Origin of the sequence: Bailinhaonella thermotolerans, assembly GCF_003594875.1 — a bacterium.
GTDB classification, from domain to species: domain Bacteria; phylum Actinomycetota; class Actinomycetes; order Streptosporangiales; family Streptosporangiaceae; genus Bailinhaonella; species Bailinhaonella thermotolerans.
On record NZ_QZEY01000002.1, the window covers coordinates 911,411 to 926,318 of the forward strand.

The 14,908-nt window shown below is 71.1% G+C and carries 13 protein-coding genes and 2 tRNA genes; 3 read left to right on the forward strand and 12 right to left on the reverse strand.

The window, feature by feature from the left end:
* Positions 1 to 219: 219 nt before the first annotated feature.
* From clpX to D5H75_RS09210, 5 genes are all read right to left on the reverse strand, one after another.
* Positions 220 to 1,503 (reverse strand): ATP-dependent Clp protease ATP-binding subunit ClpX, encoded by a 1,284-nt coding sequence (gene clpX / locus D5H75_RS09190; protein ID WP_119925866.1) that lies wholly within the window; start codon positions 1,501 to 1,503, stop codon positions 220 to 222.
* A 222-nt stretch (positions 1,504 to 1,725) separates the two neighbouring features.
* Complete coding sequence (locus D5H75_RS09195) at positions 1,726 to 2,367, reverse strand: ATP-dependent Clp protease proteolytic subunit (protein ID WP_242454079.1); 642 nt, start codon at positions 2,365 to 2,367, stop codon at positions 1,726 to 1,728.
* A gap of 10 nt (positions 2,368 to 2,377) precedes the next feature.
* Positions 2,378 to 3,022, reverse strand: a complete 645-nt coding sequence (locus D5H75_RS09200) for a ClpP family protease (protein ID WP_202637954.1) — start codon at positions 3,020 to 3,022, stop codon at positions 2,378 to 2,380.
* 544 nt (positions 3,023 to 3,566) lie between these two features.
* Positions 3,567 to 4,961: a trigger factor gene (gene tig, locus D5H75_RS09205; protein WP_119925868.1), complete on the reverse strand. Its 1,395-nt coding sequence runs from the start codon at positions 4,959 to 4,961 to the stop codon at positions 3,567 to 3,569.
* A gap of 187 nt (positions 4,962 to 5,148) precedes the next feature.
* Positions 5,149 to 6,015, reverse strand: a complete 867-nt coding sequence (locus D5H75_RS09210) for a helix-turn-helix domain-containing protein (protein ID WP_119925869.1) — start codon at positions 6,013 to 6,015, stop codon at positions 5,149 to 5,151.
* Between the two features lie 404 nt (positions 6,016 to 6,419).
* Here D5H75_RS09210 and D5H75_RS09215 point away from each other — a divergent pair, with 404 nt between their 5' ends.
* Complete coding sequence (locus D5H75_RS09215) at positions 6,420 to 6,821, forward strand: ATP-binding protein (protein ID WP_119925870.1); 402 nt, start codon at positions 6,420 to 6,422, stop codon at positions 6,819 to 6,821.
* 363 nt (positions 6,822 to 7,184) lie between these two features.
* Positions 7,185 to 9,119 (forward strand): tetratricopeptide repeat protein, encoded by a 1,935-nt coding sequence (locus D5H75_RS09220; protein WP_119925871.1) that lies wholly within the window; start codon positions 7,185 to 7,187, stop codon positions 9,117 to 9,119.
* Between the two features lie 414 nt (positions 9,120 to 9,533).
* On the opposite strand, the gene D5H75_RS09225 is transcribed toward D5H75_RS09220, so the two are convergent.
* A tRNA-Pro gene (locus D5H75_RS09225) sits at positions 9,534 to 9,607 on the reverse strand.
* An 88-nt stretch (positions 9,608 to 9,695) separates the two neighbouring features.
* On the opposite strand from D5H75_RS09225, the gene D5H75_RS09230 reads away from it, so the two are divergent.
* A tRNA-Gly gene (locus D5H75_RS09230) sits at positions 9,696 to 9,769 on the forward strand.
* A gap of 59 nt (positions 9,770 to 9,828) precedes the next feature.
* Here D5H75_RS09230 and D5H75_RS09235 read toward each other — a convergent pair.
* From D5H75_RS09235 to D5H75_RS09255, 6 genes are all read right to left on the reverse strand, one after another.
* Positions 9,829 to 10,995, reverse strand: a complete 1,167-nt coding sequence (locus D5H75_RS09235) for a tyrosine-type recombinase/integrase (RefSeq protein WP_242454080.1) — start codon at positions 10,993 to 10,995, stop codon at positions 9,829 to 9,831.
* The gene (locus D5H75_RS09240) at positions 10,995 to 11,213 is read right to left on the reverse strand and encodes a helix-turn-helix domain-containing protein (RefSeq protein ID WP_119925873.1); all 219 of its coding nucleotides are present in this window, start codon (positions 11,211 to 11,213) and stop codon (positions 10,995 to 10,997) included. The genes D5H75_RS09235 and D5H75_RS09240 overlap by 1 nt, the downstream gene beginning before the upstream one ends.
* Positions 11,210 to 12,856 (reverse strand): replication initiator, encoded by a 1,647-nt coding sequence (locus D5H75_RS09245; RefSeq protein WP_119925874.1) that lies wholly within the window; start codon positions 12,854 to 12,856, stop codon positions 11,210 to 11,212. Before D5H75_RS09245 ends, D5H75_RS09240 begins: the two co-directional genes overlap by 4 nt.
* On the reverse strand, positions 12,853 to 13,011 hold the full coding sequence (locus D5H75_RS41375; RefSeq protein WP_202637955.1) for a hypothetical protein: 159 nt from the start codon (positions 13,009 to 13,011) through the stop codon (positions 12,853 to 12,855). The genes D5H75_RS09245 and D5H75_RS41375 overlap by 4 nt, the downstream gene beginning before the upstream one ends.
* Positions 13,008 to 14,429 (reverse strand): FtsK/SpoIIIE domain-containing protein, encoded by a 1,422-nt coding sequence (locus D5H75_RS09250; RefSeq protein ID WP_119925875.1) that lies wholly within the window; start codon positions 14,427 to 14,429, stop codon positions 13,008 to 13,010. Before D5H75_RS09250 ends, D5H75_RS41375 begins: the two co-directional genes overlap by 4 nt.
* Before the next feature lie 88 nt (positions 14,430 to 14,517).
* On the reverse strand, positions 14,518 to 14,838 hold the full coding sequence (locus D5H75_RS09255) for a hypothetical protein (protein ID WP_119925876.1): 321 nt from the start codon (positions 14,836 to 14,838) through the stop codon (positions 14,518 to 14,520).
* Positions 14,839 to 14,908 lie beyond the last annotated feature (70 nt).

Consider the following 14,908-nt stretch of genomic DNA (forward strand, 5'->3'; position numbering starts at 1 on the left):
TGTGGACAACCCTTTCATACCCCGCTCCCGTACGCCCGCGCCGCCCGCCGCCCGCGCGGGCCGCGCCGCGCCCGCCCCCGGGTCCCGGAACGGCACGCCGTCCGCCACGGGTCCGGCACGCCGGCCGCCCCGGACCCGGAACGGCGTACGCCCCGGGTCCGGAACGGCGTACGGCCCGCGCCGGGCGGGCGCGGGCCGTACGGGGGTCGAAGGGGCCTGTCAGGCGCTCTTCTCGCGCGGGGTGCGCTTGGCGGTGATCTGGTCGCGCGGGATCAGCGTCGGGTAGACGTGCTCCAGCACGGCCTCGCGGGTGATGACGACGCGGGCGACGTCCTCGCGGCTGGGCACCTCGTACATGACCGAGAGGAGCACCTCCTCCAGGATCGCGCGCAGGCCGCGGGCGCCGGTGCCGCGCAGGATCGCCTGGTCGGCGATGGCCTCCAGCGCGTCGTCGGTGAACTCCAGCTCCACGCCGTCGAGCTCGAACAGCCGGCGGTACTGCTTCACCAGGGCGTTGCGCGGCTCGGTGAGGATGGCGATCAGGGCCTCGCGGTCGAGGTTGTGCACGCTGGTGATGACCGGGAGACGGCCCACGAACTCGGGGATCATCCCGAACTTCAGCAGGTCCTCCGGCATGACGTCGGCGAAGCTGTCGGCGGCCTCGACCTCGTCCTTGGAGTGGATGACCGCGTTGAAGCCGATGCCCTTCTTGCCGATGCGCGACTCGATGATCTTGTCGAGCCCGGCGAACGCCCCGCCGCAGATGAACAGCACGTTGGTGGTGTCGATCTGGATGAACTCCTGGTGGGGGTGCTTGCGCCCGCCCTGCGGCGGCACGCTCGCGGTGGTGCCCTCCAGTATCTTCAGCAGCGCCTGCTGGACGCCCTCGCCCGACACGTCCCTGGTGATCGACGGGTTCTCGCTCTTGCGAGCGATCTTGTCCACCTCGTCGATGTAGATGATCCCGGTCTCGGCCTTCTTGACGTCGTAGTCGGCCGCCTGGATGAGCTTGAGGAGGATGTTCTCGACGTCCTCGCCGACGTAGCCCGCCTCGGTCAGCGCGGTGGCGTCCGCGATCGCGAAGGGCACGTTGAGCATCTTGGCCAGGGTCTGGGCGAGCAGGGTCTTGCCGGAGCCTGTGGGGCCGAGGAGGAGGATGTTGGACTTGGCGAGCTCGACGCCGTCCTCGCGGCCTCGCTCGTTGCTGCCGGACTGGACCCGCTTGTAGTGGTTGTAGACCGCGACGCTGAGGGCCTTCTTGGCCTTCTCCTGGCCGATGACGTAGGCGTCGAGGAACTCGTAGATCTCCCGGGGCTTCGGCAGGTTGTCCCACTTCAGCTCGGAGGACTCGCTCAGCTCCTCTTCGATGATCTCGTTGCAGAGATCGATGCACTCATCGCAGATGTACACGCCGGGACCGGCGATGAGCTTCTTGACCTGCTTCTGGCTCTTGCCGCAGAACGAGCATTTGAGCAGGTCTCCCCCGTCGCCGATGCGTGCCACCCAGCTACTCCTTTGCGTGGAACCGCGCCCTGATGATGTCCGGACCCGGGCAGAAATGTCGTCCACTCAGGTTTCGACGTTACCGTCTCTCGGGGCATCAGTGAGCCCCCTGTCAGCGAGTCGCACCGGAACATGCCCCTTGGGGCACCGGCCCGGCGCCCCGCGCGGCACTCCGTCACCCCGTGGTTCGCGGGGGCGCAGGAGGCCGCGCGGGAGGCGAGCCTAGGAGGCGACCGCTTGGGTCTTCTTCTTGCGCGTCGTGAAGATCTCGTCGATCAGGCCGTAGGCCTTGGCTTCCTCCGCGGTGAGGATCTTGTCGCGCTCGATGTCGCGGCGGACCTCGTCCGGGGACTTGCCGCTGTGCTTGGCGATGATCTCCTCGAGCAGCGACCGCATGCGCAGGATCTCGCGCGCCTGGATCTCGATGTCGCTGCCCTGGCCGCCGCCCTCGCTGGACGGCTGGTGGATCAGCACCCGCGTGTTGGGCAGGGCGAACCGCTTGCCGGGGGTGCCGCCCGCGAGCAGCACGGCCGCGGCGGACGCGGCCTGGCCCAGGCACACGGTCTGGATGTCCGGCCGGATGAACTGCATCGTGTCATAGATCGCCATGAGGGACGTGAACGACCCGCCCGGCGAGTTGATGTAGATGCTGATGTCCCGGTCGGGGTCGATCGACTCCAGCGTGAGGAGCTGCGCCATCACGTCGTTGGCGGAGGCGTCGTCGATCTGCACTCCGAGGAAGATGATGCGCTCCTCGAAGAGCTTGTTGTAGGGATTCATCTCCTTCACGCCGTATGTCGTGCGCTCGACATACGACGGAAGCACGTAGCGGCCCGTGATCTCGGGCCTGATCAGCTCACTCAACTGTGGCTCCTCAGGAAACGGCGCCGTCGGAGGGCACCTGGCGGGCGCTCCGCACCACCTGGTCGATGAAGCCGTAGTCCTTGGCCTCATCGGCGGTGAACCAGCGGTCGCGGTCGGAGTCGCGCTCGATGACCTCGAGCGGCTGACCGGTGTGCTGGGCGATGCGCTCGGCGAGGGTCTTCTTGACGTAGAGCATCTGCTCGGCCTGGATCGCGATGTCGGCGGCGGTGCCTCCGATCCCGCCGGACGGCTGGTGCATCATGACCCGGGCGTGCGGCAGGGCGTAACGCTTGCCCGGCGCGCCGGCGCACAGCAGGAACTGCCCCATCGACGCCGCCAGGCCCATGGCCACGGTGGCGACGTCGTTCGGAACGTATTCCATCATGTCGTAGATGGCCATGCCCGCCGTGACGGAGCCGCCCGGCGAGTTGATGTAAAGGTAGATGTCGCGGTCTGGGTCGTCGGCCGCCAGCAGCAGCAATTCGGCGCAGATCCGGTTGGCGACCTCGTCGTCGACCTGGGTGCCGAGGAACACGATGCGCTCGCGCAGCAGCCGGTGGAAGAGCTGGTCCTCAAGAAGCCGAAGGGAACCGTTGTCACGCTGACGCGAGACGGGCCCCAGCACAGGCTGGTTGAAGGTCGGCGGGCTGGTCACAGCTTCACCTACTCCGGAGTCGTTGGCGTTTTGGCTTGTGATTGCGACCCTAACGCGCCCCGAGGGCAGGGCGAGACGCCATGCCCGCCTGTTCGCTGAAGGCGCAGGCCCCCGGTGTTGACCGGCCCGCCACGGTGCGCGTACGCCCTGTCGCGCACCCCGCGGCCCCGGCCTCGCACCGGTGGCGTCCCCCCAGGTCACCCGTGCTTTCAGGTCGTACGGCACGGCCTACCCGATCTCCGCCGCGGGGAACGCGGGCGCGGGCCGTACCGCATCCCCCGGCCGGTGCGCGCGGGCGGGAACGCGAGAAGCCCCCGCCGGAGGGGCGGGGGCTTCTCGCGTAACTCGGACGGCGCCGGACCGCTCGGCACGGACCGGCACAGGCCGGCGCGAACCGGTTCCGATCGGCCTCGATCGGCTCCGGTCGGCACCTATCGGCTCGGCCCGGCGCCGATCAGGCGGGCGCGGGGCGCGCCGGCTCAGGCCGATCCGGGCCGGGCCACCGCATCGGGCGGTCCGGCTCGATCCCGGGCGCGGCCGGGCGTCAGGCCTTCTCGGCCTCGTTCTCGGCGGCATCCTCGGTGTCGCCGGCCTCGACGGTCTCGCCGACCTGGGCGTTGATCTCGGCGTAGATCGCCTTGAGGTCCACCTCGTTGCCGTCGGTGTCGACGACCCTGGCCTCGTCGGCGACGGCGGCGGCGGCCTTGTTGCGGACGACCTCCATCATCGCCAGCGTGAGCTGGCCGCTGTCGGCCAGGTGCTGGGCGAGCTGGTTGGGGGCCACGCCCATGCGCATCGCCTGGTTGACGACGAACTCGGTGAGCTCGTCCTGCGAGACGCCGATCTCACGCTGCTTGACGACCTTGTCGAGGACGAAGCCGGTCTTGAGCGCCTTGCGGGAGCTCTCCTCGAAGTCCTTGCGCAGCTCCTCCTCGGAGGTGCCGCGGGCCTTGAGGTAGATCTCGCGGCTGAGGCCGGTGTTCTCGATCTCGTGGCCGAGCTGGTGCTCGCGCTCCTTGATCTCGGCCTCGATCGCGCTCTCGGGCAGCGGGATGTCGATCTTGTCCAGGAGGGCCTGGACGGCCTTCTCGCGGGCCTGGGTGACCTGGCGCAGCTTCTTGTTCTGCTCGACGCGCTTGGCGATGTCGGCGCGCAGCTCCTCAAGGGTGTCGAACTCGCTCGCGGTCTGGGCGAACTCGTCGTCGGCCTCGGGGAGGACCTTCTCCTTGACGCTGTTGACCGTGACGGTGATCTCGGCCTCCTCGCCGGCGTTCGCGCCGCCGACCAGGACCGAGGTGAAGGTCTTGGACTCGCCGGCGGACATGCCCACCAGGTTGTCGTCCAGGCCCTCCAGCACCGAGCCGCCGCCGACCTGGTAGGAGATCCCACCGGCCTGCTGGTCCTCGAGGTTCTCGCCGTTGATCGAGGCGGCGAGGTCGATGGAGACGAAGTCGCCGTTCTGCGCCGGGCGGTCCACGCCGGTCAGGGTGGCGAACCGGTCGCGCAGGTTGTCGAGCTGCTCGTCGATGTCCTCGTTGGTGACGACGGCGCTGTCGACCGTCACCTCGATGTCGTCGTAGGACGGCAGGTCGAAGGCGGGGCGGACGTCCACCTCGGCGGTGAACTCCAGCTCCTTGCCGTCATCGATCTTGGTGACCTCGAGGTCCGGCTGGCTCACCGGGAACAGCTCGGACTCCTCGACGGCCTGGCTGTAGAACTGAGGGACCGCCTCGTTGATGGCCTCCTCGAGCACCACGCCGCGGCCGAAGCGCTGCTCGATCACGCGGGCCGGCACCTTGCCGGGGCGGAAGCCGGGGACGCGCACCTGCTGCGCGACCTTCTTGTAGGCCGCCTGGAGGCTCGGCTCCAGCTCAGCGAACGGCACCTCGACGGTGAGCTTCACCCGGGTCGGGGTGAGCTCCTCGACAGCGGTCTTCACGGGGTGGTCTCCTTGGGCTTAAGTCTTCGAGTGATCGCGGGCGCGTTCTGCCGTACGGCTACCGCGGGCAGTCGCGCTACCCGCGCCCACTGAGCGGCGCGGGGCATGGTCCACTGTGGCGGCTGTCCTGCGCCGCCCGTCAGTCTAGGGCAGTCAAGCACCGCCCCGCGTCACTTGGGTCGACGCATCAGAAGTCAGCGATGATCTTATTGAGCAAGGCCGCCGTCTGACCGGGGGTCGTGCTGTCCGCGCAGAGGCGCTCCATCGCCTCGCTGTAACGGTCCACATCCTCGCGCTTGTCGAGGTAGAGGGCGCTCGCGAGCTGTTCCACGTACACCACGTCGGGGAGCTCGCGGTCGGGGAAGCGGAGGATGCTGAACGCGCCGCCCTCCGCGCTGTGGCCGCCGAACTCGAACGGCATCACCTGGATGGTGATGTTGGGACGGTCCATCAGCGCCATGAGGTGCTCGAGCTGCTCGCGCATGACCTCCTTGCCGCCGATCGGGCGCCGCAGGGCGGCCTCGTCGATCACGGCCCAGAAGATGAACTCGCCCTCCCGCCGCAGCGCCGCCTGGCGGGTCATCCGCATGCGGACCCGGCGCTCCAGCTCGTCGGGCGGCGGGACGGGGTTGCCCATGGAGATGACGGCGCGGGCGTACCTCTCCGTCTGCAGCAGCCCGGGGATGAACTGCACCTCGTACGTGCGGATCCGGGAGGCCGCCTCCTCCAGGCCGATGTACGCCTGGAACCACGAGGGCAGGACGTCGCTGAACTTGTGCCACCAGCCGGGCTCGTTGGCCTGCCGCACGAGGGACAGCATGGCGTCCCGCGCCTCCCGGTCGTCCACGCCGTACAGCGTCAGCAGGTCCTCGACGTCGCGCTCCTTGAAGCCGACCCGGCCGAGCTCCAACCGGCTGATCTTGGATCCGGACGCGCGGATCTGGTAGCCGGCCTCATCGCGGGAGATCCCCTTCTCCTCGCGGAGTTTGCGCAACTGGGAACCGAGCAGGATGCGCAGCGCGGTGGGGCCGCTGCCCGCCTGTTCTGGCGTCATTCCCTCTCCTCGGTCTGAGGCAGCCAAGTTTGGCGACAAATGATCTCAGTGACAAGAGACGTTTCCGGGCTGTGACGTACCGGCGAGTAACGACACTCCGTCGCGGAGGAGTCACCGTGTGGTGATGACCGTACTCCCTGAGGCCGATGCGTGCACCTGCGAATGACGCGCGCAGGTGCACGAGTCACTTGCACGTGCATTTGGGCCTTGCAGATGCGGGAGGCGTGACGCATGATGGCGGTCGTGCATATTGGTCTTAAGGTGCACTCCTGCTCAATCTTGACTGACCGGGATCTTTGGGGGCAGCGATGACGGCAGGCCGTACATGGGCGACGTCGGCGGAGCCCGGCGACCCCGTGACCGCCACCTCGTTGTCGTTCCCCTCGATTGGAATCACCCACGTGATGGCAAGCTCCACGGCCGTGCAGCGCACCCTCCCGCCGCAGTCCAGCTCCGTCCGGGCGGCCCGGGACGTCACCCGCAGCACGTTGTCGGAGTGGGGCCTTGAGTCGCTGTCCGACGACGCCGTCCTCGTGGTCTCGGAGCTGGTCACCAACGCGCTGCGGTACGGCCTGTTCCCGACCTTCGACCGGCCCATCACCCTGATGCTGGCCCGGCGCGGCACCGAGGTCCTCTGCGCGGTCACCGACCCCAGCCAGGACCTGCCCGTGGTCCGCTCCCCCGACTACTGCCAGGAGAACGGGCGCGGGCTGCACGTCGTCGAGATCTACAGCCGCCGCTGGGGCTGCGACATCCTCGACACCGGCGGCAAGGCGGTCTGGGCCCTCTTCGACGCCACCGCCTGACACCCTTCTCCCTTCTTCCCGTACGCCCTGGGCGCGGCCCCGCCGCTCGCGCCCGCTTCGGCGTGCCCTCCCCCGGCCCGCCTCCTCCGCGCCCTCCTCTTCTCTCCCCGGCGGGCCCGGCCCGCGCCGCGCTCATGCCGTACGGCCGGCGCCCGCGTGAGGCGGGCCTGCCGCGCCACCCCTCGTGCCGTGCCTCCCCTCGTGCCGTGCCTTCCGTACGGCGCGCGGGCCCGGGGCCGTACGGCGGGCCCGGGCCGCACGGGCCGAGAAAGGCGGAAGAAAGGGTGCGAGGCGCGCGAAGAGGGATTTGCGGGGCGGCGCGCGGGGGCGATGCTGGGCTCAGGGCCGGCGAGAGGGGGCCGCGTGGGCACGGGGCGAGGGCGGGACGGGTGGGCGCCGGTCGCCGTGGCGGGGGTCGCGGCGGCGGGCGCGGCGCCTGCGGTGCTGGCGGCGGCGCAGGTGACGAGCCCGTGGGCGCTCGGCGGGGCGGCGCTCGGGGCGGCGGCGGTGACGGCCGTCGGGGGCGTGTGGCAGGAGCGGCACCGGCGGGGCGCGGCGCGGCGGGAGGAACTGGAGACGCGGCTGCGGGACGGCGTGCTCCTGCTGCCGGGCGGGCGGGTCCCCCGGGTGCGGGATCTGGACGACCCCATCGCGCTCGGCACGCATCCCTCGATCGCCGGGGAGGGACGGGAGGGGCGCGTCCCCGCGTACGTGCCCAGGGACGCGGACGCGGCGGTGCGCGAACGGCTGGCGGCGGGCGGGTTCGTCCTGCTCCTGGGGGACTCGGCGGCGGGCAAGTCGCGGACGGCCTACGAGGCGGTGCGCGCGGCGCTGCCCGATCACCTGCTGCTCGCGCCCCACGACCGGGAGGGGCTGGCGGCCGCCGTCGAGCGGGCCGTACGGCGGGAGGCGGCGGTGCTGTGGCTCGGCGACCTGGAGCGGTTCCTGGGCGGCGGCGGGCTGACGCGCGGGGCGATCGCGCGGGTGACGGACGCCGGCGGGGTGATCCTGGCCACGCTGCGGGGGGCCGAGCACGAGCGGCTGACCGGAGGCGGGGACGCCCACGCGGTGCGCGAGGTGCGGAGGATCCTCGCCCTGGCGCACGTGGTCCGGCTGTCCCGCATCTTCTCGGCCGCCGAGCGCGAGCGGGCCGCGGCGGCCGGGGACCCGCGGATCACGGCCGCGCTGCGGCGGGCGGGCGAGCACGGGCTCGCCGAGCACCTGGCCGCCGGGCCGGAGCTGCGCGAGGACCTGGAGAGCGGCTGGGACGCGGGCGCGCGGCCGCGCGGCGCGGCGCTGGTGGAGGCGGCGATCGACTGCCGGCGGGCGGGGTTCGCCGGGCCGCTGCCCCGGGCGCTGCTGGAGGAGCTGCACGAGCGGTACCTCGGCTCGCGGGGCGGGGCGCGGCTGCGGCCGGAGACGCCGGAGGAGGCCTGGGAGTGGGCGACGCGGCCCCGCACGGCCGGAACGGGGCTGCTGGACCCGGCGGACGGCGGGTTCACGGTGTCGGACTACCTGGTGGACGCGCGGCAGAAGGCCGCGGGCCCGCACGCCCGCGTCGCCGGCCTGGTGGCGCGGGCCGCCGTGGCGCACGCGGCGCGGGCGGCCGACGCGGACTCCATCGCGGACACGGCGGCGCGGCAGGGGCGGTACGAGCTGGCGGCGCGGGCGTACGGCCGCGCGGCGGAACTCGGCGCAGTGGCCCGCGGCCGTACGCACCCGCGCACGCTGCGGAGCCGCCAGAACCTGGCCAACATGCTCAACCGGACCGGCCGCACCGAGGAGGCGGAGCGCGAGATCCGCGAGGTGCTGCGGCTGCGGACGGAGTCCCTCGGCCCGGAGCACCCGCGGACCCTCTCCAGCCGGCACCACCTGGCGCGGGTGCTGCGGGACTCCCGGCGGTACGCCGAGGCGGAGAGGGAGTTCCGCGAGGTCCTCGGGGCGCGGTCCCGCGTCCTCGGCCCCGCCCACCCCGACACGCTGGCCACCCGGCACAACCTGGCGCGGGTGCTCCAGCGGACCGGCCGCCTCGCCGAGGCCGAGCGCGAGACCCGCGAGATCCTCCTCCTGCGCGCGGACCTGCTCGGCCCCGGCCATCCCGACACGCTCTCCACGCGCCACAACCTGGCCCGGATCCTCCGCGACACCGGCCGCGCGGAGGAGGCGGAGCGCGAGCTGACCGACATCGTCGCCCTCCGCACCGCCGCCCTGGGCCCCGCCCACCCCCAGACCCGCGCCGCCCGCCGCCACCTGGCCCGCCTCCGGAAACCCCCCGGCGGCGCTCCCCCTCCACCCTGAACATCCCCGGACGGCATCGCGCCGCGTGGGAGCCCCGCCCTGTGCGCGGATTCACAACACGCCGCGCGCGGATCGTCACCGTGGGCCGCTCGCTCGTGGCCATCATCTGGAGTGTCCGCACCCCCGAGACGAGGGAGACCCCCCCATGCGCCGTCGCGTCGCCGCCGCCATCCTGGCCGTCCTCATGTCGGCCGGCATCGCCGCCGCCGTCACCGCCTCCACCGCCGGCCCCGCCGCCGCGGCCAACAAGGAGATCTGCTGCTGACACCCGGCGGCAGCGCTACCGAGCACCAGCGGGAGGACGCGCGGAGGGACACTCCCCCGCGCGTCCTCCCGCGTTCGGCGATCGAGCCCCAAAAAGACGAGAAGACCGCCCCCACCCAAGGAAACGGTCTTCTCGCAGGTCAACCTGGGTCGGGGCGGCGGGATTTGAACCCACGACTTCTTGCACCCAAAGCAAGCGCGCTACCAAGCTGCGCCACGCCCCGCCCGCCACGGCGCGAACCCACCCCCGGAACCGGTACGCTTACGCCTTGGCGACCGGATGAAGTCTAGAGCAGACTCCGACCGGACCGCGCGGGTGTAGCTCAATGGCAGAGCTCCAGCCTTCCAAGCTGGCTATGCGGGTTCGATTCCCGTCACCCGCTCCACACACCAAGGCCCAGGTCATCCGGCAATCCGGAGCCTGGGCCTTGATCATTTTGGAAGCTCATTCGATCTTCCGTGCCCGCTGCGTGCCCGATCCCTTGGCGATCTTCTTCTTGCCCGGCCTCCCCCGCCTCAGCTCCCGCTGCGCCAGCTTCCCGATCTCCTGGGCGATGGCGCGATCACGTTCGGCCGTGCGGTGCTGGTAGATCAGCGCGGCCCGCGTTGAGGCGTGACCCATCCGCGCCATCAGTTCACGGAGTGAGGCCCCCGACTGCGACGCGAGGTGGTTGCCCGTGTGCCGAAGATCGTGGAAGTGGAACCCCTGGATCTTCGCGTCCTCGGTGGCCTGCTTCCAGATCTTGGCGAAGTTGCCCCGCCGCAGCATCGCGCCCTTGGGTCCCACGAAGATCAGGCCCTCATCCCCCTTCTGCGCGTAGGTGGCGAGGTGTGCCCGGAGTTCCGGAAACAGCATGGCGGGGACGGTCACGACACGCTTGCCCGCGTCGCTCTTGGGCGGCCCCAGGACGAGCCCACCCCTCCCGATCTCGACGGCCGTCACCTCGACCCTGATCGTTCCCGTCGCCGTGTCCAGATGCCTACGCCGGAGCGCCACCAGTTCGCCCCACCGGAGACTAGAGAAGACCGCGAGCAGCACCAACGCGCGGAACCGGGGTGCGATCGCGTCGGCGAGGGCGAAGACCTGGGCCAGCGTGAGCACGGGCCGTTCGGGGGACTCCTCCTTGCCGGCCCCCTTGATACGACACGGGTTGCGCGGGATCAGCCCGTCATCGACGGCCGTGTTGAGAATGGCCTTGAGCAGCCGGTACGCCTTCGCCACGGTCACCGGTCCGGTCCCGGCGTCGAGGAGCCGCGTGCGCCACTTCCGCACTCCACCCACGTTGATCTCAGCGATCGTCTTGTCAGCGAAGGTCGGCAGCAGGTGCAGCCGAAGCAACCCCTTGTAGAGCTGCACCGTTCGGGGGCGCAGGCCGGCGCGCTCGTTCACCCAGTCCTGGGCGAAGGTCTCGAACCGCACCTTGCCCGCGTCGGGGTCGGTCCAGCGGCCTTCGGTGATCTCGGCTTCCTTGAGCACGAGCCACTTCTCGGCGTCCTTCTTGCTCGCGAAGGTGTACGGGGCGGGCCGGTCGATCCCGTCAGGCCCGGGGTAACGGGCTTGGAACCGGCCGGACGGCAGCGCGCGCACTCTGCCGAAACGTCGCTTGGGCATCAGGCGGCCCTCCCATGGTCGTAGCCGTCTAGGGTGATCTTGGGGACGAGGGACGCCCGGACATAGGCGTCCAGTTCGCTTGCGGGGATGCGCACATGCCGTCCGAACCGGCAGAAGACGATGCGCCGCTCTTCGATCAGCCGCCGCACGAACCGGGGCTTGGTGTTGAGCCGTTCGGCCGCCTCATCGACGGTAAAGAACTGCTCACCTGCGTTCATGCCGCCCTCCCGATTGCCGAAAGATCTTGGGTGGGTTGTCCGGCTGCTCTGGCTTGGGCGAGTTGTACGGCGGTGCGCCAGCGGGAGCGGTCGGCCACGGCCCGCAGCAGGCGGTGTGTGATGGGGGGTACGGCCGGGTCTCCGGGCGCGACGGGGAGCCAGGAGAACCGGCGCGGCTCCGGGGTGGCCTGATCGTCGCCGGTTGCCGAGAGGCCGAGTTGTTCCAGGACCCAGGCGCGGCGGTCGTGGGCGTGCTCGCGCAGGGTCTTGCCGGACCACTTGCGGGAGACCAGGACGCGGCGTCCGGCGTAGCCGAGGTGTTCGGCCTTGTGGGCCTTGCCCTTGCAGTGGCCGGGGCGCAGGCCGGCGCGGGCGTTCTTGGGCTGCACGCCGTACCGGAGCCAGTTCGCGCACGTGGGCGAGCACGGCTCGTAGCGCAGCGCCTCGACCAGCCGCGCGAGATGTGCCCGCTGATCGTCGCTGTCGGGCTCGTGGCAGTCGGCGATGCTCTTGGTGAGGTATTTGGCCAGGTAGCGCAGGGCGCGGTCGGCGTCCGGGGTGCCGGACAGGATGCCCTTGACGTCGGTTTGGGGGCCGAAGCGGACCACGTGCAGCGGTTCCGCGTGTTCGTCCTGGTCGAGGGCATCGAGCGCCTGATCCCAGGTCGGCAGGACCTCCCCCGTCGCCGGGTCGAGGTAGCCGACCTCATCGCCGCCCCAGACCGGCAGGTGTTCCCCGTCGAAGACGACCCGATCGCAAGGTGGCCACCACACCTGGTGGTACGTCGCGGCGGCCACGGCTTTGACCTCTGTCCTGGGGAGGGTGCCGCGTACGGCCATGTGGACGTGCGGGGCGAGGCGGCGTTGGGGTTCGACGGTGGCGAAGTACTGCACGTCGTAGCCCGCGACCCGGCGCAGGTTCTGCACGAACCGGTCGATCAGCTTGGGAAAGTGGATCGCGTCTCGGGCCGCCCGCCGGTAGTCGTAGCCGGCCGGGTCCACCGGCGTCCCATCGGCCTTGACCTTGCCGTAGCTGTCGCAGGTCAGGGTCACGAAGAGGGAGGGCCGGTAGACCTTGCCGTCCGGGGCGGTGAACGTGCGCCCTACGGTGCGGTTCTCGACCTTGCGGCGGGGCAGATCCGGGGCGTCCTGGCGACGCCGGGTCGAGCGCTTGCGCTTCGCGACCGTGCCCGATCCGGGGAGGACGGCCCCGCGGACTCCGGTCTTGGCCAACTCCTCCTCTAGTTCGACGATCAGCGCGTCGAAGTCGGCCGTGTCCTCGCCTGCCCGCTCTGCCGCCTCGCGCCAGGCTTGGGCGTCCGCGCGCTTTTCCATCAGCCAGCGTTGGTACTCGTCCGGGTCGGCCCGCTCGGTGACCGGCTCATGGTCCAGATGCCAGCCCTCGCGGCACTGAGCGACGCGGAGCTGCTTGGCCCGCTTGGCGCAGCTCGGGCACTTGCTCTCCAACGTGGCCCCGCACGGGGCGTCGATGATCTCGACCTTGCCCGACTCCAGGTCCACCCGCTTGAGCGCCACGGGGCGGATGCACACGCCGTGTTCGACGGCTACGGCCTCGACGACTTCCCGGGCGAGCGGGGGCCGTACCCTGCTCGCCCGGGAGGTGCCCCGATCCTCGATCGTCACTGGGCCTCACCCCCGCCCAGGTCGATCAGTGCGTGGGAGGTCTGGCCGCACTCGCCGCACTCCACCAGGCAGGCGGACGGGTCGAGCCAGGAGGCGTTGAGCGTGCCGCAGGTGGGGCAGCACAGGCCGGTCAGGAAGTGCAGCGGCTCCATCACGCGGCCCTCCCGGTCACCGCGTAGTCCTCGGCCATGGCGCGGATGTCGGCGTCGGAGACGTAGGCGGCCCGGACCCGTACCGGCTCAGGGCTCGTCTCGACGCGGACGTAGCCGACGCCGGCGCCCGTGGCGGGGTTGTGGGAGATGGCATCGGCCAGCGCGCCCCGATCCCGCGCCCCCTCGCCAAGCACCATGTCCACCTGCTCGGGCTCGTCCAGGCGGAGGGCGATCTTGTCGGGGAACAGGTTGCGGACGTTCATGACCTCCTTGCGCGGGTCCTGCAACGCGGCCAGGACCCCGAAGCCGACCGCCCGCCCCTGCGTGGTGAGCGTGGCAAGCGCGTCGTTGATCCGCTTCTTCAGGTCCCGGTCACTCTGATACGCGGTCAGGAACGCGACCTCATCGACGATGATCAGCGTGAACGGGTACGCCTTGGACGGGGTGTGCGAGCGCGTGACCCCGGCGAACTTGGCCGCCCGCGCCTGCATCGCGGTCACGGCCTCTTCCAGCAGGTCGGCGCACTCCTTCCCGGTCGCGGCGTAGCGGTGGAACAGCGCCCTGCCGTACGCCAGCTCCATCACCTTCGGGTCGAGCGCCCACAGCTCGACCAGGCCCGCGCGTACGGCGGGGAGCAGGCCCCGGATGATGGACCACTGCACCGAGCCCTTGCCGGCCCCGGTCGCCCCCGCCACCAGCACGTGCGTGCCGTGCACCCGCAGCCGCCACGGAGTGCCGTCCTCGCACACCCCCACCTCCACCGCTTGCAGGTCGCTGGTCTCGGGGATGGGCAGGGCCGGAATCGGACTTCCCAGGAGGTCGCGGCGGGGCATGACCAGCTCGACCCGGCCCGGCTTGGCCGTACGCACCCGGCAGGACACGGCGGTGAAGCCGTGCGCCAGGTGATCGGACTTGGCCGCCCAGTCCTGCGCCGACTGGCCGTGCAGCATCTTGACGGTCACGGTGTCGAAGACCGGCCCGCAGCGGACCCGCACCAGCCGGGGCAGGAACTCCCGCCCCCCGTACTGCTTGCCGAGCCCGGTCACGATCATGACCGGCTGCCAGTGCCGCCGGTACAGCCAGAACCAGCGGCCGAAGGCCAGCAGCCGCCAGCCGACCCACCGGTTGAACCCGTCCCGGTCAGCGAACATCCACACGACCAGCGTGCAGACCAGCAGGGACGCGGGCAGTACGGCCGCCTGCCAGCCCACCCGCACCCAGACGGCCGCGAACAGGGCCAGCAGCCCGCAGATGAGCGGGTGCCGCACGACCGTCAGCACCAGGCCCCGGAGGAGACGGCCGAGCGTGGCGCAGATGACGAAGAACGCCGGAGTCTGCACCACCGTCGGGCGGAACATGAGCTGATTGGGGGTGGTGGAGGCCAGTTCCCGGGTCACGTCCCCGGGCAGTTTGCGCAGCATAAGATGGGGGTTCCTCTCTAAGGATTCGCGTTCTGGGAGAGACCAGGGGCCGCCGGAAGGACCAGTTCCAGCGGCCCCGCTTCACATCTCAGGCCGCCTCGCCCTGGCCGACCTTGTCCTTGCTCTGCTCGTCGCCGACGCTCCGCGCGGCGTAGAGGCGTTCGCAGTGCGCCAGCATCGCCGCGCTCGCCTGAGCCAGCTCACGCACCGCCCCGACCGTCCCCGGCTCCAGCTCGGACCCGTCCAGCCCGATCGAGACCTGCGCGTCGCCCTGCGAGATCCGCAGCCAGCCCCGACCCCCGCTCTCGCCGTACCGAACCCGCGCCCGCTCGTCCGGGTAGATCGCCACCTGTACATCCGGCTTCTCACCCGGACGGGTGCAGATCGTCACGTAGCCGTAGCCGTTCATCAGGCGCGCACCTCCTCGCCGCCCGCGTGCGACTCGTGCCACATCCGCTCCACCTCGGCCGCGAAGAGCC

Bases quoted from the DNA above. Each gene is read 5' to 3' on its own strand.
- D5H75_RS09255 (WP_119925876.1), bottom strand. From the start codon at position 14,838: ATGAACGGCTACGGCTACGTGACGATCTGCACCCGTCCGGGTGAGAAG.
- D5H75_RS09235 (WP_242454080.1), bottom strand. From the start codon at position 10,995: ATGCCCAAGCGACGTTTCGGCAGAGTGCGCGCGCTGCCGTCCGGCCGG.
- D5H75_RS09250 (WP_119925875.1), bottom strand. From the start codon at position 14,429: ATGCTGCGCAAACTGCCCGGGGACGTGACCCGGGAACTGGCCTCCACC.
- D5H75_RS09215 (WP_119925870.1), top strand. From the start codon at position 6,420: ATGGCAAGCTCCACGGCCGTGCAGCGCACCCTCCCGCCGCAGTCCAGC.
- D5H75_RS09210 (WP_119925869.1), bottom strand. From the start codon at position 6,015: ATGACGCCAGAACAGGCGGGCAGCGGCCCCACCGCGCTGCGCATCCTG.
- D5H75_RS09240 (WP_119925873.1), bottom strand. From the start codon at position 11,213: ATGAACGCAGGTGAGCAGTTCTTTACCGTCGATGAGGCGGCCGAACGG.